Below are 18,654 nucleotides of genomic sequence, written 5' to 3' on the forward strand. Positions count from 1 at the left end.
ATGCGAAGGCGGCAGCCTGGGACGTTTGACCGGCGTGAACTAGTTCGCCAGATCGGAACTGCACTCGGCCGAGACATTCCGTTCATCGAAGTGTCCCGCGAGGAAGCGATCGAGCAACTTACTCCAGCGATGGGAGACCAAGCGGAATGGTACGTCGACATTGATGCCGAAATGGTCGAGTCGCCCCAGCAGGCCAACCGCATCGTGGAAGAGCTCACGGGACGTCCCGCGACAACATTCGCTGAGTGGGCGCTCCGGAATGCCCACCGTTTCACATGAAGGAGTATTCAAGTGGGGGGTCCGGGGGGGTGCGTCATTCGTCGACGGCCACCTGACTGTCAAAGTGCTCCCGCTGCGCCGGGTAATAGTCGGCGAAATTCGGCTGGGGGGTTCCCTCGCGGGCGGAAACCAGCATGTCGAGGTAGTACTCCCAACCTGCTCCAATATCCCCGAGATTGATGCCCGGGTCGATCCGGTGGGCCAAGGCGAGGGTAGTGAAGCCGGTCGTCTCGGTTAGCGTGAGGCTGACATGCCAGGCGGCCGATTCGTCCGCTCCGGCGAGCAGCGCGAGATCGAGCCTGTGTGGGGCCTCGCAGAACTCAATTCGTGCATCGCACCAAGGCTGGCCGTCCTCGAACAGCATGTGCACGCTGATGGACGAACCTGCTGTCGGGTTATCCCCGCTGGTTGTCCTCCATGGGCCATACCACTGGGCGGTTTTTTCACTGTCGGTGATGCTCGACCACACGTCGTGGATCGAAGCTGGAAACGTCCGCTTGATGACGAGATCGGTGCGGTGGGCTGACCGCACTAGCCGCCCAGTAGGGGTAGGTGCCATATCGGTGTCCTCCATCGGAATTAACGCGTCTAACCCGGTATACCTCGATCTGGTCAAGGCTATTCATGAAATGTGAGGACTATACTACTTCTCATACTTGAGATAGTATGTGTGCTATCTAAGTGAGTACTCAAACTATGGGAGGGGCTCCATGGCAGATCCAGTGCCCGAGCGCACGCCAGTCATAGAGGTCCGCGATCTGCGGATGCGGTACGGGACAGTTGATGTGCTTGACGGCGTGACGTTCTCAGCTCACCGGGGAGAAGTCCTCGTGCTTTTGGGCCCCAACGGAGCAGGTAAGACGACCACAATCGAAATCCTCGAGGGTTTCCGCGTCCGGTCAGCAGGCGACGCAACCGTTCTTGGGATCGACCCCGCGGTAGGTAATGAGGACTGGCGGGCGCGTACGGGCGTCGTGCTGCAATCGTGGCGCGACCACTCGCGATGGAGAGTCCGCGCTCTACTGGAGAATCTCGGACGCTTCTACGAGCCCTACGCTACCGCCGACAAAACCCGCCCCTACCAAGTTGATGAACTCCTTGAAATGGTCGGGCTAACCGCGCATGCGAGCAAGAAAATCGGCACGCTTTCCGGTGGTCAGCGGCGTCGCCTCGATGTCGCGATTGGCATCGTAGGACGGCCCGAAGTGCTCTTTCTCGACGAGCCAACCGCAGGCTTTGACCCGCAGGCCCGCCGCGAATTCCATGAGCTCATCCACCGGCTCACCGACTTCGAAGACACTACGATTCTGCTCACCACCCACGACCTTGCCGAAGCAGAGAAGCTTGCAGACCGGGTTCTCATCCTCGCCGGTGGAAAAATCGTGGCAGACGGGACACCCGAACAGCTCGCTCGATCCGTCGCAGGAAAGGCAGAGATTCGGTGGACACGCCGCGGCGACCACTTCGTACACGCCACATCGGAACCCACCCGCTTTGCGCGTGAGCTCTTCGACCAATGGGGCGACGAAATCGAAGACCTCGAAATTCGGCGCACAAACCTCGAAGACACGTACCTGACAATGGTCCAGAAACACGAATCTGGCGCACCAGCTGCACAAACTGACTTCGCGCAGATCGCTCAGGAGACATCATGAACCCGCACCTCCACGCAGTACGAGCAGGCTTAGGTCGTGGCTGGATCGAGTTTCTCAACAGCCTCCGAAGCCCACAAGATTTGGGCTACTACCTGTTTTTCGGATCGGGCGTGCTCATCTACCTGCTCTTCAACCGCAACACCACAGTTGAGGGCACTGAACTGCTTTATCCCGCAGTCGCGCTACCGGGCATCTTGGGCGCGCTCATAGCCTTCGGTGCATACATCGGCCCCATGTACGCGCTCGCAGTCGAACGGGAAGACGGCACCCTGCTGCGCGCCAAAGCGACCCCACACGGCATGACCGGGTACGTGAGCGGTCAGGTGCTTTTCCAGTCTGCCAGCGCACTACCTATGCTTGCGATCCTCATAATTCCAGGGCTCTTCCTGTTCGACGGGTTCGCCGCACAGGGTTTGGGCTCCTGGCTGGCCGTCCTCGGTCTCATCGTGCTTGGTCTGCTCGCAGTGCTGCCAATCGGCATCGTCGTCGGATCCTTGATTAAGAGTCCAAACAAGATCGGCACCTGGGGCATGCTTCCCATGATCATCATGTTTGGTATCTCCGGGATCTTTTTCCCACTCCAGGCCTTATGGGGTTGGGTACAGGTCGTCGCGCAATTTCTGCCCATGTACTGGCTTGGGCTAGGTATGCGCTCGGCCCTGCTTCCTGGTGACGCTGTCGCTCTTGAGATCGGCGAATCGTGGCGCACACTCGAAATGATTGGTGTGCTCGGCGCCTGGGCTATTGTCGGCCTGTTGCTAACCCCAATTGTTCTGCGCCGAGTAGCACGGAGACAATCAGGGTCAGCCGTAGAGGCCGGAAAACAGCGCGCAATGCAGATGTATCAGTAAGGGGCAGACGATTACCGCCGTGAGTGACACCATCTACAACCGCATTGCCGTACTCCGTGTGGAGCGGGGCATCTCCCGGCGCGACCTCTCCGAAGCGCTGGGCGTGCACTACCAGACCATCGGGTATCTCGAGCGCGGCGAGTACAGCCCGAGTCTGCATTTAGCCCTCCGCATCGCGAAGTTCTTTGACGTCCCAGTGGAGGTCGTTTTTTCCACGGAGCCGTTCCAGCGGATCGGGCAATAATCGAACTGGCAGTAGGCGTATCACGCGAAAATGCCCCGGAGTCTGCGAGAGCAGAGCCGGGGCATTGCGCGTATGGAGGTCAGGCGGGGACGATAAGCCCGTTGCCTGCGGAGCGTGCGCGGTCGAAGCGTGCGGCAACATCGTTCCAGTTGACGATGTTCCAGAAAGCGTTGACGTAGTCACCCTTGACGTTCTTGTACTGCAGGTAGAAGGCGTGCTCCCACATGTCAAGCATGAGCAGTGGCACTAGGCCGATAGGGATGTTGCCCTGCTGGTCGTACAACTGCACGATGAGTGGGCGCTGGCCAATGGTGTCGTACGCAAGGATGGACCAGCCGGAGCCCTGAATGGCGTTGGCATTGGCGTTGAAATGCGCGCGGAATTTATCAAACGAGCCGAAGTACTCGTCGATCGCAGCGGCTAGTTCACCTTCTGGCTTGTCGCCACCGTCTGGTGACAGGTTGTTCCAGAAGACGCTGTGGTTGGTGTGGCCGCCTAGGTGGAACGCAAGGTTCTTTTCGTGCAGGTTGACGACTGGGGCGAGAGCGTCACTGTCGCGGAGTTCCGCGAGTTTTTCCAGCGCTGTGTTTGCGCCGGTGACGTAGGCCTGATGGTGCTTTGAGTGGTGCAGCTCCATGATCTGGGCCGAAATGTGGGGCTCAAGTGCGGAGTAGTCGTAAGGCAGTTCGGGAAGCGTATAGACAGCCACGAGCATCCTTTCCTAGATGGACTTAGGCTTGCCGGTGGGCAAGCTCAGCCTGAGGTGCGGACAAAATTTTCACTACAGCCCCAACTCTTATGCATGGGGCTACTTTCTGCAACAACTTCGCGCTGAGCGAATTCCACAATTTATTGAGTTCGAATAGACGAAATTAAATCTTCTGCTCATCTAAATGTTCTACCTTGGGGAAATCTCGCGTTCTGGTCAGCGGCAGGTATTCGACTTTCCGCGTAGCATTTTCGGTATGTCTTGGTTCGATGACGTCACTGGCAGACGCAAAACAGCCATGATCACACCCGACCAGGCGCTGCCCGGCCGCACCACGCCGAGGCGCATCAGCGGGATCCACGCAGTGAATGGCCACCGCATGACACCGCCATTTCCCGCTGGAATGGAAACTCTCGTCGTCGCCGAAGGCTGCTTCTGGGGTGCTGAGCGAGGATTTTGGCAAACGGAAGGCGTCTACTCGACGGCTGTCGGTTACGCCGGGGGATACACGCCAAATCCAACATACGAAGAAGTGTGCACGGGCATGACCGGGCATACAGAGGTTGTTCTCGTGGTTTTTGATCCCGCTGCAGTTGACCTTGAGCGGATCCTCCAGAAATTCTGGGAATCGCACGATCCAACGCAAGGCATGCGCCAAGGCAACGACGTCGGTTCGCAATACCGTTCCGCCATCTACACCGTCGGCGACGATCAACACGAAGTGGTCGCAGCCAGTGCGGAAAAGTATCAGCACGCCCTCACCTCAGCGGGACTCGGAACCATAACGACCGAAATCGCCCCACTTAAGGCGTTCTACTATGCCGAGGAATACCACCAGCAGTACCTTCACAAGAATCCGGGCGGATACTGCGGCATCGGGGGGACCGGAGTGAGCTGCCCTACCGGGTTCAGTGTCTGACTGGAACTTGAGCTTCACGTTGCCGCACCGTCGTCGCAAGATTTCCTCATCCAATGCATCCGCGATAACCCGAGCGCGATACGCGAAGCGTCGGCTGCGTCGGTTATCCCGTGTCGAAAACGACCTGACCGACCTGCAATGGAGCAGCCTTCGCGAGGCATGGGGCGGGTGCGCCTACTGCGGCGTAACCGGGTCAGCACTGCAGCGCGACTGCATCCAGCCGATCTCCCGCGGTGGCCGCTATACGCTCGAGAACGTCGTGCCTGCATGCGCCTCGTGTAATGCGAGCAAACACAGAGACGAAGTCACCGCGTGGCTGCGCCGCAAGAAGCTAGACGAGCAGACGTTTTTGCTTCGGCACGTACAGGTGCTGCGCGCTCTAACGCAGGCGGCCAGCGAATCCTAAAGCCGGTCCAGCAATTCCTTCTTTTTGGCAGCGAACTCTTCGTCTGTGAGGATCCCCTCGGCGTGAAGCTTTCCAAGTTGACGGATTCGTTCGTAAATTTGCTCGGAATCGACGCTGCCAGTTCCAGCCGAGGCGGGAGAGGTAGGGGCTGGGGCAGCTTCCTGCATTCCACGGCAGTGAGCAGTGATGGTGGCTGCCATCAGTAACAACCGTGCTTCGTCCTCACCGTCGTGTCCGAGTAGGCAGTGCAGGTCATTGCGCGGGCTTATGCCTTCACTGGGCCGATCTTTTAGCACTATTCGCAAGAACGCGTCGACACCGTCATCGCGGGGCACCCACTCCGCTCTGGCGATTGAATCCAATGCGAACTCGCGGCGCTGGTGCAACCGTTTCGGCGACGGAATTCTCGCTCCCGGCCACGTCAAAGTTACCGAGTTAGCATCACACGACGCAGCGCCTTCCCAGGTTTGAATGTGGAACGGTATGCGCGGTACGAGCTCAACGATTCGTTCGCCGGATGGTTTTGCCTCACTTCGAGCAAACTCAGCTGCTTGCATGATGGCGTCAGCGTGGAACTGCGCTAGTAGTTGATCAGACCCTGGCTCGCCGACAAGGAGAAACGGCTGCTTTGATGCCGACAAGGCGGCACCTACAGTGGCAAACGGGTCTAACCCTGGCAACAGCGTCAGCTGCATTCGCCAGCCCTCCCTGCGGCCGCCGGACGAAACTTGAACTGAGCTGATGAACGGCACAGGAACACGAAGATGTGAGAGCGCCCGAAAGAACGGATCAGATCGTCGATCCGTGTGAAAACGGATCTCCACGGAATCTGTATCGATCTGCCACACTGCCTGTTTGCCCTGCAACTCGTACATGATGATCGATGGTAGGTGGCATGCGTCATACTTCGCTATCTGCACCTTGTCGGAGTTGGGTCTTACTCTGGCTTCATGACGAAGTTGTCGATGACTTTTCCGAAACAGTTTTCTTCTAAGTTGCCCGCTGTGCTTGGTGGTGACCATGGCGGTGTAGTTGCTGCTGTGCGAATCCAAGGGATGATTGCGCCGCACGGTGGCGGCATTGGTCGTCATGTAGTCACTGCAGAGAGCGTTGATGAGCAATTGGTGCGTGCGTTCACCACCGATCACGTTAAAGCGGTTGCACTTGTGATTAATTCCCCCGGCGGTTCCCCTATGCAGAGTGAGGCGATTGCCTCCCGGGTGCGGGGTTTGGCGACAAAGCACAAGGTTCCAGTTTTGGCGTTTTGCGAGGACGTCACGGCGTCCGGCGGCTATTGGGTGGCGTGCGCTGCAGACGAGATTTATGCGGCCGCTACGTCGATGGTTGGTTCTATCGGTGTGATTTCCAGTGGCTTTGGATTTGTGGATTTGATGAACCGGGTGGGTGTGGAAAGGCGGGTTTACACATCGGGAACGGAAAAGGCACGGCTGGATCCGTTTCTGCCTGAGCAATCCGAAGACGTCGAATGGTTGTCTGGCCTGCAGAGTTCAATGCATGAATTGTTTCGCGACTGGGTTACCGAACGCCGCGGTGCGAAGTTGGACACGACCAATGACTTGTTCAATGGGGATGTGTGGCTGGGGGCGCAGGCGCACAAACTGGGGTTAGTTGATGGCGTTGGTGGCGTGCGAACGGTTATTGACGAACGGTTCCCCGGCGCTGAGATCGAGTTTGTAACCCCCAAACGACCGCTCTTTGCCCGATTGGGAATGCCGTTTCCTGACCCATTTGGGATGGATGGCGTCGTTTCGCGCTTGGCGTGGGCCAGATTCGGCTTGTGAGGCTACCAAGTTAACAGGTGGAATCTGCATGAACTACGCACAAAGAACTCTGCACAGCCTGGTGACAACTCCCGTTGTGGATTACACCCAGTCTGTGGATAGTTTTGGGTTAATGCAGGCCACAAGCGGTGCAAAGTGTCGAGTTATCCACGAAATCTGTGGATGAACCTGTGGACAATGTGGATAACTCGACAGTTTTTGTGTAACGCACGCCACATCTGTGGATAACTTTGGCTGTTCTGTGGACGGTGTTAAAACCGTGCACGTGAAAGGTGGCAAGCCGACGCGCAGACATGTCACTATCGAAGCGTGACAGAACCGGTGCACTCAATTCCCGTAACCAGCGTTCCCGACCCAGCCGCTGACAGGGTCGTCGTAGTCGACGTCCGCGAACAGGATGAATGGGACAAAGGCCATGCGCCCGGAGCTGTCCACATACCCATGGCAGACATTCCAGCTCGCCTAGACGAACTGGACCCGGACGACGAATTATTCATCGTGTGCCGTAGCGGCGGTCGAAGCTTTCGTGTAATCCAATGGCTGAACACGGTCGGCTACGACGCCACCAATGTCACCGGCGGAATGGTGGCGTGGCAAAAAGCAGGACGCACAGTCGTGGACTCCGCCGGCGCCCAAGGTTCCATCTACTAGATGAGTGATCCGCATGGCTAATAAACCCAATTACGGGCCACTTCACCCGGTGCTTCGTCGGCCAATGAACTTCCGGTGGACTGCGAAACCACCACCCAGTGCTACCTCCGAGAGTGGGAACACTATCGCCCAGTCCGCCACCCAACTGTCAGCGACCCCGCGATACCGCTCACATCCACACTGGGGACTCGAACAACACCCAGTCGAGCCAGCACCCGCGCCGAAGACAACGCAACACGTCGTCGCGTCCTACGCCACATACTTGCTTGCCTTCACGGCAGCGCTCTACGGAGCGGCGGCAGTCGCTGAACTCATTCGGTACTTCACTCTCCTATACAACCGGACTCGGTTGATCCCGCTGCCGATCGCCTACACCACAGACCTCCTCGTGGTGACGGCCAGTATCGCCGCCTTGGTGTTTGCTTTCCTTACCGTCATCAGCTGCGCTAGTTGGCTTATCAATTTTCGCAATGAAATGTGTCACAGATACGGGTTGCGTGAAACACGATCCACTCGTTGGCAATTTATCGCGACGGTACTCCCACCAATGTCCTGGTTTTATCCCCCCACGCTGCTAGCTGAATTGATTCAGAACCCACGTGTGCAATCGGTTCGAAATCCTGCCGAACTCCACAATGTTTTAAGCCGAATAAAACAATGGTGGACGCTGTGGGTGCTTACCTGGCTTTTCGCCGGCGCAAGTATCATCTGGCGTACTGCTGACACAGTGCAGGCACAAGCAAATAGCGTGCTCTTCGCAGTGATAGTCAATGTCGTCGCATCCACGTGTGCATTGCTGGCCTGGAACGTCATTCGCGTTTGCTCAAAGTTGGTGGACGTGACGCAGCCCACCGATGAAGAAAATAATTCACCTAAACGCTGGATCGTCGCCTCGTCGCCGTAATGTTTAGCTCTTGCGCTAGACGCTTTAGTGCGAAACTATGGTGGTGTGACCAGCAGTATTGGTGTTAGTCGAAGCCAGCCGACGCAACCTGGCACGCCACCACTCGTCGTGGCGCACCGGGGAGCTTCAGGGGAGCTACCGGAGCACACTCTCGCAGCGTACGACCTCGCCCTCCGGCAGGGCGCTGATGGGCTTGAATGCGACGTTCGCCTGACGCGCGACGGAAAACTAATCTGCATGCACGACCGCCGAATTGATCGCACATCTAATGGCAGCGGCACAGTGAGCGCAATGACGTTGGATGCATTGCGAGCGCACGATTATGGAAGTTGGCATGCAGAAATGGCGTCCCGTCAACGCGCAGCTGCTGCACTTGGTGACCCTGATGTTGATAATAAAAACATTGAACGCTACGCCGAACCGACGTCTGTATTGACGTTGCGGGAATTGTTAACTCTTGTTCTTGACTGGGACAGGCCTCGAACACTATTTATTGAAACTAAACACCCCGTTAGATACGGCGCCCTTGTAGAAATGAAGCTCATCGCTGAATTGCAGCGATTCGGCCTAGCGAAACGACCTCCAAGTGCGACGCCGCCCGTCGTGATGATGTCGTTTGCCCCGTCAGCGGTGTTTCGGATTCGTCGCTCCGCGCCCAACCTCCCCACAGTGCTCCTGGGCGAAAATTCTCGCTATCTTGGCTACGCGCCGACCACGAGTGGTGTTCCCGCCGCGATTGGACCCTCAATCGAAATGCTTAGGGAACACCCGAAAGTGGTCGAAAGGGCACGCGCTTCAGGGCGCGCCACATACGTCTGGACAGTAGACGAGAAGGCAGACGTCGAATTGTGTCGCGATCTAGGTGTGCGATGGATAGCGACCAACTATCCCGCCCGCACGAAACGCGTGTTCGAGAGCTGAAAACCACACAGCTCACGGGTAAGTTTGCAGGGTGGGAAAAAGAAGCAAACGAAATTCAGGTCCCCGTGAGGGAAGTCGGCGTGCGGAAAAGATCGCACAGAGAAATGAGCGGCTCGCAGAGTTGCCGCCGAAGCGCCCATTTGAGGGCCTCGCTGCTGAATGCGACCTAGTCGCGCTGCGGGAGTTTGTTCCCTCAGCCACAGCTCCGCTTCCCCTCGTTTCGAATGAGGCAGGCCGTTCGGTAACGCTTGCGACGGTCCTGCCAGGTGCTGTGGCCGCCCTCGTGCGAGACCAGTCAGGCGATACGCCACCAGAGTGCTTCGTGGGGTTGCAACTTGCGGTGCATTCAGGGAACCCGGCTCGCGATGTGGCTGTCGCCACGGAATGGGTGACGACGGCAACTCCAGGAACATCACTTTCGCAGGCAACAATCGACGCCGAATCACCCAACATCGCTGACGTGATCGCCGCTGACAAGTTGCTGGACATTGAGGTGCATGGTGATTTCAACTGGTGGCTCGCAAATGGTTCTTCAACCGGTGAGCTTCCAGCTGCCGTTCAGCGCGCCAACGAACTAATCATGCCGTCAGCACGGCTCGACGCCGACGGCATTGTTGCCGCCTGGTGGGTGGACGCCGGTGAAAAGGCGCATCTACGTTGGGTGCGCCCAGAAGATGAAGACTCGCTCATGCGAGCAATGGCAAGACTGCACGCCCGCGAGCACCTCACGCTAGGGGAGGGTTCGCGGTTTGCGGGTTCCTTCCGCACTCACGGTCTGTTGGTTCCTGTGTTTGACCTTGACCCTGACCGTCATCATGAAGAGTGGGTTTCAGCCGCGTCGACGCTGCAGGAACGGCTTGAAGAGGCCCTGAACGACGACTCCGCTTTCACGTTGGCGGAGCGGCGCGCTCGAGACGGAATTATCGGGCGCCAAGTCACCCTGCGCTAATTTTTTGCCCTGCGCCGGTTGTCACCCTGCGCCGAAAATGAATGCCCCGGATGGAGATCCATCCGGGGCAAGTTCAGCTTCGGGGCAATTAGATTGCGCCACCAGCGGCTTGCGGAGCGGTGCTGTCGCCACTCGCGACCTTCATTTCGCGGTCAACGAAGGTTTCAAGGTCAAACAGATTGTCGCCGGCGCGCTCAGCAACAGTGAGGAGTGTGCTCATTGTGGCCACTTCCTCGACCTGCTCCTTGAGGAACCACTGCATGAACTGTTCGCCTACGTAGTCGCCGTCGTCGCGCGCTGTGCGTGCAAGCTCGACAATCTCGTCCGTTACTTCGCGCTCCTGCTTCAGCGCAAGCGCGATTGCTTCGCGGACGCTCGCGAACTCGTTGATTACGGCCCCGGTCGCGGGAATTTCAACGCGCTTATCGCGGTCGAGGAAGTACTGCACCATCATCATCGCGTGGTTTCGTTCTTCGTTCGCCTGCGAGTAAAAATGCTGTGCAAGTTGTGGGAGATCTTCGCCATCAAAGTACACGGCCACCGCGATGTATTGCTGTGATGCTGTGAACTCGTTCCGGACTTGTTCACGAAGCAAGGTGAGGAACTTTGATTCGTTCTTGGTATCTGCGGTCATGACAAAACAATAGTGAATCTCAGCGCGTTTGTCATCAAAGTATAGGCTCACTAAAAATAGATGAACCTTACTTAGGATCTCCGAACCTAAATTGCGAATGTCAGACCAATATCTGTGAAATCACCAGCCGTGTCGCATCAATTCCGAAGGGATTGGTTCTCCACGTGCGATCGCAGCCCAGAAACGTGGCGCCGCATTGGCATCCCAGTACACTACATTTCCGCTACCTGGAACATCGCCGAAGCCCCCGACTGGAACAGTCGCAGTCGGCGTTTCTCCTCGCAATGCCCAGCCCAGGAGCGCTAGATTCCACAAGTGGTCATCGCGGTCGACCGTGACGGTACGGCCAACCGCGCGGGCTAGTGGAATCGAACGGAGGGGGTTAAGAATTGTGCTGGGCCTGGTCGCCTTCTCGGCCAAAGCGGACATGAATTGTCGCTGATTATTCATTCGGTCCAAATCAGCGCGGGGAGTTGCCCGTGTGCGAACAAAGCCGAGCGCTTCACGCCCAGATAATTTCTGACAACCCGATTCGAGTTCTATTCCCGCAAGAGGGTCAAAGATTGGTGCATCTAAACACATTTCTACACCACCAATTGCTTCAGTTATATCAGCAAAGCCGGTGAATCCAATTTCTACGTAACGGTCAATTCGGACGCCCGTAGCTTCCTCGATGGTTCGCACGAGGAGAGGTGCGCCGCCGATCGCGTACGAAATGTTGACCTTGTCTTGCCCGTGCCCCGGAATAGGAATGTATGAGTCGCGGGGAATGCTGACGAGAACTGGATCGCCGCCGCTGGGAACATGCAGAAGCATGATGGTATCGGTGCGAATCGGACCGGTGTCACCACCAGTCGCCAACTCTTGCTGCTGTTCGGGCGTAAGACCTTCCCTGCTATCGGTTCCAACAAGCAAATAATTGGTTCCTGGTGTAGCCCCGATACGCCCGGCGTAGTCCTGCGTTGCGTCAATTCGAGTGATCATGCGATCGATGCCGAAGGCGGCGACGCCCACAATCACGAGCAAGATGAGCAGGAGGAGGAACAGTTTCCGGAAGGGACGTCGACGCTTTCTCTGGCGCGGTGGGTGCCGCTGGGGAACTTGGCGCTGGGGAATTTGGCGCTGGGGAATTTGCCGCGCCTGTGGATCCCTAGCTTGGGCGCCCCAACTTGGATCGCCCCTGCGTTGTTCTGGCCTGCGTTGTTCTGGCCTGGGTTGCTCTGGCCTGTACTGCTCAGCCCTAGGGCCGTGGCGTCGATCGTCGCCGGTGGGGCCTTCCCCGTTGCGGTCACCCTGCATAGCCAAACTCTACGCAATCCGGTCGCGCACCGAGGGCAGCTAGCGCCTAGGGCGTCGGTTTTTTGAAGAATTGTGGGCTCGGCGCAAATTTTGCCGTACCGGCTTCTTCTCCTTCTTCGGCGCGCTCACTTCTTTAGTCGCTGCGCTAGTTCCACGGCTCGATTGTGCTGTTCGACCACGAACGATGCCGACAATTGTGTCGAGCAAAGGGTCATCGTTGGTGGAGCGCTCCGCCAACCATGCAATGCCAACGGGTGCCTCCGGGCCATCTTGCAGAGGACGGAAAGTGACGTCCTTTCGGTGATGCAGCCGAGCGAGTGAAAGAGGGAGTATCACCACCCCGGCGCCAGTGGCCACAATTTCTATCGCGTCACCAGCGCCCTGGGGTGGTGTGTATTCGGCATATGCGGGCGCAGTCCCGGGGCGGGTATCGTCTCGCCAGTGAAGCGGATCGTCAGCGCTTTGCCACAGGGGCTCGTCATGCAGATCGTCGCAGATGAGATCTTCTGCCGCGCTGAGGTAATGGTCAACGCTCATTGCGACGACGCTGGTTTCGCGATAGAGCGCGATCATGCTGAACATCTCCCATTCATCATGTGGTGTTGCTGGGAGCCGGACAAGGGCTGCGTCGACCTCCTTGTCGAGAAGTGCCTCACGCTGGCGTGCAAGCGGGAGTTGTACCAGTTCGAGTGGCGTGCGAGTTTCTCGCTCAGCCCATCTGCTCGCCCATTTAGCAGGCATGACGCCAGGTACGTAGCCAAGCCGAAATGCATTCACTGGATTTTCCGATCTACGTGGCCAAGGCTGCGGTCTGGGGAAACTATGTCTCGAACCCGCTGCTTGAGGGTGCTGATATCAGGGAATCCTTGGTCGGTTTCACGGTCCCACACAATGGTTTCGTCGACATCGATTCTGAACTGGCCGCTCTTGCCTGGGCGAAGCGCAACCTCGCTGATGTCGGCACTAAATGTTGTGAGGAGTTCTTGGGCCATCCATGAGGATCGCAGGAGCCATCCGCAGCGAACGCAGAACGTGATGGTGATGCGCGGCGAGGAACTCATGGATTTAGTATCGCCCGTGAGCCGTTAGGTTCCGAAATGACTTGTTCCGAATTGTCATTGTAGAAGGACTGTGTACCCGACGAAGGCGACGACATCAATGACGGCGTGAGCGATGATTAGGGGCCACATGCGGCCGGTGCATTGAAAGTAGCGCGCGAAAATCAAACCCATAATGATGTTGCCGCCGAATGCGCCGACACCTTGGTAGAGGTGGTAGGTGCCGCGGAGAACGGCTGAGACGAGCATTGCGGTTTGTGCCCCGACCCCAATCTGTTGAAGCCGTATGAGCAGGTACGCGACGACGATGATTTCTTCAGCTGCTGAGTTTGCGATGGCTGAAACGACGAGGGCTGGGATCTGCCACCAATGATCGTCTAGGGCGGCGGGAACGATCTCGATAGTGATCCCGAGCGTCCGGCCGAGGTGGTAAAGGCCGAGCCCAGGTAGCCCGATAAGTGCCGCTAGGGCTATGCCGTGGAGGAAATCTCGACCGCTCAGTGCCAATTTTGATCGAAGCCACGCTGTTATTCCGCTACGCCACAGCAAGTACGTTGCTAGCGCGGCCCAGGCGAATAGTCTCAGCGCGCCGAGGAGTTGCCGTGTGAGGTCAATGTATTCGGATCGTGACCGACTGACGTTGAGTGCTACGGACTGCTCGGACAGAGGGGTGGGTGCGAGTAGCAACTCGGCAAAGCTTGTAAGGCTGTAGAGCCCTTGTAAACCGAGGGTGACGAGCAGGACAATGGCGACCTCTACCACCAAGAGGCGTCGCTCGCGAGGGTTCTTAACTGGTGGCGGAAAGCCGCGCAGTTTAGGAGAGCGCCATGAAGGACTGGTCACGGAGCCTGAAGGTATCAGGTGCGCGTCCCATTGAAATGGGGACACCCCACCAGAATGCGCATGGCGGCATTGAGTTCATCTGGTGTGTTCACAGGTTGGGGAAACGCGATGCGGATGTCTTTGTCGTGGTCCTCGCGTTCGATTCTCAAACGGAGGCCGTAGCGGTCCAAACCAAGAAGACGGAGTCGGCCTTCGCGGACGGACGGTGGGAGTTTACTGATGATGCTGTCGAGGAGGTCCGCGTGCTCGCTTTCAAGGTGGCGTAACCAGCGAGTTTCCATTCTGCAGAACGGATCAGGGTGGGCACCAATAAGGGTGTGTAGGGGGACGATTTCTGCGCCTGAGGCGTCTGCGACGACTACGGATGCTGGGTCGAGGTGGAGGAGGCTCGTTGTGTGGCCGAGGTCTAGCAGGGCTTCGTTGGGGTTGGTTGCGGCGATTTCGATCGCCGTGTCGGCGACATCGTCGGTGTCAATGGGGGTGAGTTGGCCACGAACCCAGATCAGTGAGCGGATTGGCTCTCGGAGATCGAGGGGTGCTGCGTCGGTCAGTTCGAGAACAACCGGGAGACCGACTGGTCCGGCTTGCCATGCGAGGGCCGCCGCTGCGCAGTCTTCGGGAACCCCGATGAGGATTCCTCCGAAGCAATCGAAGTGGTGGAGTGTCGTGGCAATGGGGTTGGTGCCGTCGATGGCGAGCATGGAGCAGTCGGCGCGCATGAAAGCTGATCGCACGCGTTCAGCGATTGTCGGCAGGGTATAGGTACTTTGGGTCGTCATTGGCTTCACACCTTCCAGTAATAATTAAGGTAAGGCTAACCAATCGAAATCCATTGGGGAAGGGCCAACTTACGAAAGTTCTTCTCTCGGCGAGTCCTCACTCCTACGCGACGCAGACCAATGCAACGTAGTCTCATACCTGTGCTGCGCATCGCCTACTTCGGTCCCGCCGGAACTTTTACCGAAGCCGCGCTCGAAAGTATGGAGCGCAACGGGACCATCAACGAACCCGTCACACGTATCTCTGCGCCCAGCCCGCCAGCTGCGCTCGACATGGTGCGCAACGGCGTGGCGGATCAAGCGTGCGTACCCATCGAAAGCTCAGTTGAAGGCCCTGTAATCCCGACCCTCGATTCGCTCGCCACACACCAGCGTCTGCAGATAGTCGCTGAGATCGAACTACCCATCACCTTCACCATCGCGGTGCGCCCAGGAACTCCAGTCGAAGCCATCAAGACGGTGGCCGCATACCCCGTAGCCGCGGCTCAAGTAGCGCAATGGATAGCCAAAAACCTCCCCGAAGCCCACATAGTTGCAGCCACATCCAACGCGGCAGCAGCAGACGATGTCTGCGAGAATGAGGCAGATGCTGCCGTCACCACCGCAATTGCAGCCGACCAACGAGGCCTGCAGAGGTTCGCCGATAAGGTAGCTGACGTCGAGGGCGCATCAACAAGCTTTGTGCTCGTCCAAGCCCCTACAGCGCCACCCGCCCGAACGGGCAGCGACCGCACCTCAATAGTTCTTGGCCTCCCCAATAAGCCAGGCTCACTCGCTGCGGCCATGAATGAGTTCGCGTTACGCGGCATTGACCTCACCCGTATCCAATCCCGGCCGACACGAACTGGGATGGGCACGTACCGGTTTTACATCGATTGCCGCGGGCACATCGACGACACCGCTGTCGGAGAAGCCCTCAAAGCGCTGCACCGCAACGGTGCAGACGTGCGATACCTTGGTTCCTGGCCGACCACCGTAACCGACGCGTCATCACCACCCGATGACAGCGCCGAGACCGCATGGCTAGCTGCGCTTCGTCAGGGGGAAGATCACACATGACCGCCCGCTTACTCCTGGTGCGACATGCCGAATCCGAATCGAACATTCTCCGCAAACTCGATACCAAACCGCCAGGCGCTGCCCTCACCAAAACTGGTCACAAACAGGCGCGCAAACTCGCTGAGCTACTTGCGCTCACCGACGACGACATCCTGGTCTCGTCCATTGCTGTGCGCGCCCAACAAACCGCCATGCCAATTGCAGAATCACTCGGCCGCAGCGTCACCACCGTTGAAGGCATCCACGAAATTCAAGCAGGCGATCTCGAACTCCGGTCCGATCATGAAGCACATCGGATCTACGTCGCTACGTACACGGAGTGGCTGCATGGCAACGACTCCGCCCGCATACCCGGCGGCGAAAGCGGTCACGACCTTATGGACCGGTATCTACCGGTGATATCAACCTTGCGAACCGACTACCTCAAGCACACCTCAGGTCGGATCGTTGTCGTCAGTCACGGCGCTGCTATCCGCGCAATCGCTGCGAAACTAACTGGCATCGACCCGGGATTTGCGCTGCGCCACCGTCTGGAAAACACGGGTGGAGTAGAGCTTGCCCCGACTGCAGCCGGGGGCTGGGATCTCGTTCGGTGGGGTCACGTCGTTTCGCATTCACCGGGAGAGGCTCACATTGCTCGCGATGTGATGGGATAAGCCCGCCGACGGCGGAGCCCACAGCGAAGCCAAGGCACGTTCAAGTCGAGGTGGGACTCCAGCACACACAGTCAACCAGGGATTGTCTTGGTCGGTGGCAGTTGAATTATCAGGGATCGTAATGAACCGTCCCGCGTCCGTATCGAACACGGCGACTGCGTTCGCGCCACTGGCTGTCACCTCGGCTATACGACTAATCGACGTGAATGCTGTTCCGTACGTGGCGGCAACGCGCGCAGGAACACCGTGCTGGCGCAACGCCAACACCGCTGCATTGACATCATGATCATTTCCGAGCGCTTCAACGAGGGTTGAGCGTCGAATCCGCATCTCGGGTGCTTCAGGATTCGCCGGATTTGCGTGGCTGAGAACGTGCGCGAGGAACCCGGCGTGCCCGTTCTCAACAACCCCCACTCGGACAATGTCACCTCTGCGCATTGCTCCAATAGATGCGGGGTGGTGCCCACCTCGCGCCAGAACAGTTCGCTCAGTGGGCAGGGATTCATCGCACGCCGGGCCTGGCACAATCCTCACACTCACAAGGTGGGCAGGGTCTGCAAGGGTGCACAGCATGCTCCGCACCACTGGGCTGACCTGGCCATCGACAAGAAATCCTCGTGCGCTCAGCGCCTCTCTCGAATGAAAATCGCCTGCCGCAAGTGGGATCTGCAATGCGACGGGAAGCTCGTCGAGCCCACAACGCTCCTGCAGATATGCAAGCTCCGAAACCGAGACCGAAAAACTCTTCACCTGGTCGAGGCCCCGATTATTGGAGGGCATACGAGCTGGCCAGCCGGGCCGGTATCGAACTGCTTTTGCGGCTGATCTTGTCGCTTCTTTGAACCGGCGCTTTGCTCATCGTCATCGCCGGGGCGATTACCTAGCATTGGCGCACCCATCGGGCCCATCGAAGTTCGTGCCTCCGACATCGAGGCCATTCTTTCGCCACCTGACAGTTGCCGTGCGCCCGATCGGGAGTTGTCGCTAGCAATTGGCGACATCTGCGACCCCGCTACCCCGCGATCACCAACTGCGGACGGTCCTCCCGCTAGACCACTTGCAGGACCCAACAACGCCGGAGCAGTCAGTGGACCTCTATTCGTGGGGAGTGAAGTCGACCCAGCGCGTGCGTGGGACCCACCGCTCGGTGCGCTCGATGATCCTGCACTGTGGCCGGGAAGGCTACCCATAAGTGACCGCGCTGCATCAGCGCCCATTGTTGCTATCCGACCAACTGCGGTGGACACGATAGGCGCAACTGCACCGGCACCGGACAGACCCACCGGCGATACACCCGGAGCGCCAGCAGTACCTGCGAATGCCGGTGTCGACGGTATCGACGCGGGAGTGGTCACACCAGCGGCCGTCACTTGTGGCGAACTCCCGCTGGTTGGTGACATGGTCGTTGAGCCACCGGTGAACGTAGCTTCGCGTGCCGACGACAAGGTCGTTTGAGCAGACTGGTCGTCGGACTGATGAGCCTCACCGTGCGTCGTCATCGACCGAGGTGGCTGGATTTCTGTCGGCACCGCACATCCGCTGCAGGCTTGCTCGTAGGTCGTCATGGTCGAAACCGCGCGAAGGTCAAGCATCCGCTCCGCCGCCTCTGCCGCAGCAATACCTCCAGTAGCAGCTGACGCGGCGCCCGCGACCTTCATAGCCTGGACGGCAGCGATCTCGATAGGTGTCGGCATCGTCAGCCGCGCTACCGAATACGCCGTAGCCGCGATACTTGCAACGGCCGAAACGTGGGCCGCCTTGGGTGCTGTGGCGGTCAACCACTGTGCCGCTGATGTGAGCGAAGCGCGAGATTTGTCGCTAGCGCTACCTCTCCAGCCGGCTTCGAGCTGACCAACCGCATTGGTGATGTGAGCCGCAGCGTCCCCAAGTGCCATGCCCAACTCGCCCCACCGTTGCGCCGCCAGCGCCACCGATTCTGGGCCGAGGCCAGTGTGAATCGGTGGGCTCAACTGCACGGCCTTGCGAAGTCCCCACACGACATACGTAAATCCCATAATCTCCCCCAGAATGACTGA

General features: G+C 58.3%; 24 protein-coding genes. 13 read left to right on the forward strand and 11 right to left on the reverse strand.

The features are described 5' to 3' along the window. Entirely contained in the window at window positions 1-279 is a 279-nt protein-coding gene (locus IEW73_RS07960; RefSeq protein ID WP_188672495.1) for a Rossmann-fold NAD(P)-binding domain-containing protein, read from the forward strand. Between the two features lie 34 nt (window positions 280-313). On the opposite strand, the gene IEW73_RS07965 is transcribed toward IEW73_RS07960, so the two are convergent. Then, window positions 314-838 carry an SRPBCC domain-containing protein gene (locus IEW73_RS07965; protein WP_188672497.1) on the reverse strand — a complete coding sequence of 175 codons (525 nt, stop codon included), beginning with the start codon at window positions 836-838 and terminating at the stop codon, window positions 314-316. Between the two features lie 151 nt (window positions 839-989). On the opposite strand from IEW73_RS07965, the gene IEW73_RS07970 reads away from it, so the two are divergent. Genes IEW73_RS07970 through IEW73_RS07980 form a run of 3 tightly spaced genes read left to right on the forward strand, consistent with a single transcriptional unit; the run spans window position 990 to window position 3,029 of the window. Further along, on the forward strand, window positions 990-1,934 hold the full coding sequence (locus IEW73_RS07970) for an ABC transporter ATP-binding protein (protein ID WP_188672499.1): 945 nt from the start codon (window positions 990-992) through the stop codon (window positions 1,932-1,934). Further along, entirely contained in the window at window positions 1,931-2,785 is an 855-nt protein-coding gene (locus IEW73_RS07975; RefSeq protein WP_188672501.1) for an ABC transporter permease, read from the forward strand. Before IEW73_RS07970 ends, IEW73_RS07975 begins: the two co-directional genes overlap by 4 nt. 19 nt (window positions 2,786-2,804) lie before the next feature. Continuing rightward, window positions 2,805-3,029: a helix-turn-helix transcriptional regulator gene (locus tag IEW73_RS07980; RefSeq protein WP_188672504.1), complete on the forward strand. Its 225-nt coding sequence runs from the start codon at window positions 2,805-2,807 to the stop codon at window positions 3,027-3,029. A 79-nt stretch (window positions 3,030-3,108) separates the two neighbouring features. On the opposite strand, the gene IEW73_RS07985 is transcribed toward IEW73_RS07980, so the two are convergent. Beyond that, entirely contained in the window at window positions 3,109-3,738 is a 630-nt protein-coding gene (locus tag IEW73_RS07985; protein ID WP_188672505.1) for a superoxide dismutase, read from the reverse strand. Window positions 3,739-3,994: 256 nt separating this feature from the next. Here IEW73_RS07985 and msrA point away from each other — a divergent pair, with 256 nt between their 5' ends. Both msrA and IEW73_RS07995 read left to right on the forward strand, forming a co-directional pair. Continuing rightward, window positions 3,995-4,657, forward strand: a complete 663-nt coding sequence (gene msrA / locus IEW73_RS07990) for a peptide-methionine (S)-S-oxide reductase MsrA (protein WP_188672507.1) — start codon at window positions 3,995-3,997, stop codon at window positions 4,655-4,657. A gap of 64 nt (window positions 4,658-4,721) precedes the next feature. Next, a complete protein-coding gene (locus IEW73_RS07995) occupies window positions 4,722-5,063 on the forward strand; it encodes an HNH endonuclease (protein WP_188673153.1) in 342 nt (113 codons plus the stop codon). On the opposite strand, the gene IEW73_RS08000 is transcribed toward IEW73_RS07995, so the two are convergent. Continuing rightward, complete coding sequence (locus tag IEW73_RS08000; protein ID WP_188672509.1) at window positions 5,060-5,938, reverse strand: DUF4429 domain-containing protein; 879 nt, start codon at window positions 5,936-5,938, stop codon at window positions 5,060-5,062. The genes IEW73_RS07995 and IEW73_RS08000 overlap by 4 nt on opposite strands. Window positions 5,939-6,013: 75 nt before the next feature. On the opposite strand from IEW73_RS08000, the gene IEW73_RS08005 reads away from it, so the two are divergent. From IEW73_RS08005 to IEW73_RS08025, 5 genes are all read left to right on the forward strand, one after another. Beyond that, window positions 6,014-6,865 carry a S49 family peptidase gene (locus IEW73_RS08005; protein ID WP_188672511.1) on the forward strand — a complete coding sequence of 284 codons (852 nt, stop codon included), beginning with the start codon at window positions 6,014-6,016 and terminating at the stop codon, window positions 6,863-6,865. Between the two features lie 309 nt (window positions 6,866-7,174). Then, complete coding sequence (locus tag IEW73_RS08010; protein WP_372433617.1) at window positions 7,175-7,516, forward strand: rhodanese-like domain-containing protein; 342 nt, start codon at window positions 7,175-7,177, stop codon at window positions 7,514-7,516. Between the two features lie 13 nt (window positions 7,517-7,529). Beyond that, complete coding sequence (locus tag IEW73_RS08015; RefSeq protein ID WP_188672514.1) at window positions 7,530-8,420, forward strand: DUF4328 domain-containing protein; 891 nt, start codon at window positions 7,530-7,532, stop codon at window positions 8,418-8,420. A gap of 45 nt (window positions 8,421-8,465) precedes the next feature. Then, on the forward strand, window positions 8,466-9,341 hold the full coding sequence (locus IEW73_RS08020; RefSeq protein WP_229675824.1) for a glycerophosphodiester phosphodiesterase: 876 nt from the start codon (window positions 8,466-8,468) through the stop codon (window positions 9,339-9,341). Window positions 9,342-9,372: 31 nt separating this feature from the next. Then, complete coding sequence (locus IEW73_RS08025; RefSeq protein WP_188672517.1) at window positions 9,373-10,290, forward strand: DUF5926 family protein; 918 nt, start codon at window positions 9,373-9,375, stop codon at window positions 10,288-10,290. Window positions 10,291-10,378: 88 nt separating this feature from the next. Here IEW73_RS08025 and IEW73_RS08030 read toward each other — a convergent pair whose 3' ends face one another. From IEW73_RS08030 to IEW73_RS08055, 6 genes are all read right to left on the reverse strand, one after another. Next, on the reverse strand, window positions 10,379-10,924 hold the full coding sequence (locus IEW73_RS08030; RefSeq protein WP_188672518.1) for a ferritin: 546 nt from the start codon (window positions 10,922-10,924) through the stop codon (window positions 10,379-10,381). 120 nt (window positions 10,925-11,044) lie between these two features. After that, window positions 11,045-12,223: an LCP family protein gene (locus IEW73_RS08035; RefSeq protein ID WP_188672520.1), complete on the reverse strand. Its 1,179-nt coding sequence runs from the start codon at window positions 12,221-12,223 to the stop codon at window positions 11,045-11,047. 39 nt (window positions 12,224-12,262) lie between these two features. Further along, window positions 12,263-13,000, reverse strand: coding sequence for a LysR substrate-binding domain-containing protein (locus IEW73_RS08040; protein ID WP_188672522.1), 738 nt, complete (start codon window positions 12,998-13,000; stop codon window positions 12,263-12,265). Beyond that, entirely contained in the window at window positions 12,997-13,284 is a 288-nt protein-coding gene (locus tag IEW73_RS08045; RefSeq protein WP_188672524.1) for an Rdx family protein, read from the reverse strand. The genes IEW73_RS08040 and IEW73_RS08045 overlap by 4 nt, the downstream gene beginning before the upstream one ends. A gap of 54 nt (window positions 13,285-13,338) precedes the next feature. Next, window positions 13,339-14,124: a CPBP family intramembrane glutamic endopeptidase gene (locus IEW73_RS08050; RefSeq protein WP_188672526.1), complete on the reverse strand. Its 786-nt coding sequence runs from the start codon at window positions 14,122-14,124 to the stop codon at window positions 13,339-13,341. Window positions 14,125-14,138: 14 nt separating this feature from the next. Further along, complete coding sequence (locus IEW73_RS08055) at window positions 14,139-14,903, reverse strand: DUF2470 domain-containing protein (protein ID WP_188672529.1); 765 nt, start codon at window positions 14,901-14,903, stop codon at window positions 14,139-14,141. Between the two features lie 120 nt (window positions 14,904-15,023). On the opposite strand from IEW73_RS08055, the gene pheA reads away from it, so the two are divergent. Continuing rightward, a complete protein-coding gene (pheA, locus tag IEW73_RS08060; protein ID WP_241012557.1) occupies window positions 15,024-15,962 on the forward strand; it encodes a prephenate dehydratase in 939 nt (312 codons plus the stop codon). After that, entirely contained in the window at window positions 15,959-16,618 is a 660-nt protein-coding gene (locus IEW73_RS08065; protein ID WP_188672534.1) for a histidine phosphatase family protein, read from the forward strand. Before pheA ends, IEW73_RS08065 begins: the two co-directional genes overlap by 4 nt. Here the strand turns inward: IEW73_RS08065 and IEW73_RS08070 are convergent. Further along, window positions 16,577-17,368, reverse strand: coding sequence for an ESX secretion-associated protein EspG (locus IEW73_RS08070; protein ID WP_188672537.1), 792 nt, complete (start codon window positions 17,366-17,368; stop codon window positions 16,577-16,579). The genes IEW73_RS08065 and IEW73_RS08070 overlap by 42 nt on opposite strands. Then, complete coding sequence (locus tag IEW73_RS08075) at window positions 17,365-18,633, reverse strand: PPE domain-containing protein (RefSeq protein WP_188672541.1); 1,269 nt, start codon at window positions 18,631-18,633, stop codon at window positions 17,365-17,367. Before IEW73_RS08075 ends, IEW73_RS08070 begins: the two co-directional genes overlap by 4 nt. Between the last annotated feature and the right edge of the window lie 21 nt (window positions 18,634-18,654).

The organism is Hoyosella rhizosphaerae (assembly GCF_014643175.1).
Classification (GTDB): Bacteria; Actinomycetota; Actinomycetes; order Mycobacteriales; family Mycobacteriaceae; genus Lolliginicoccus; species Lolliginicoccus rhizosphaerae.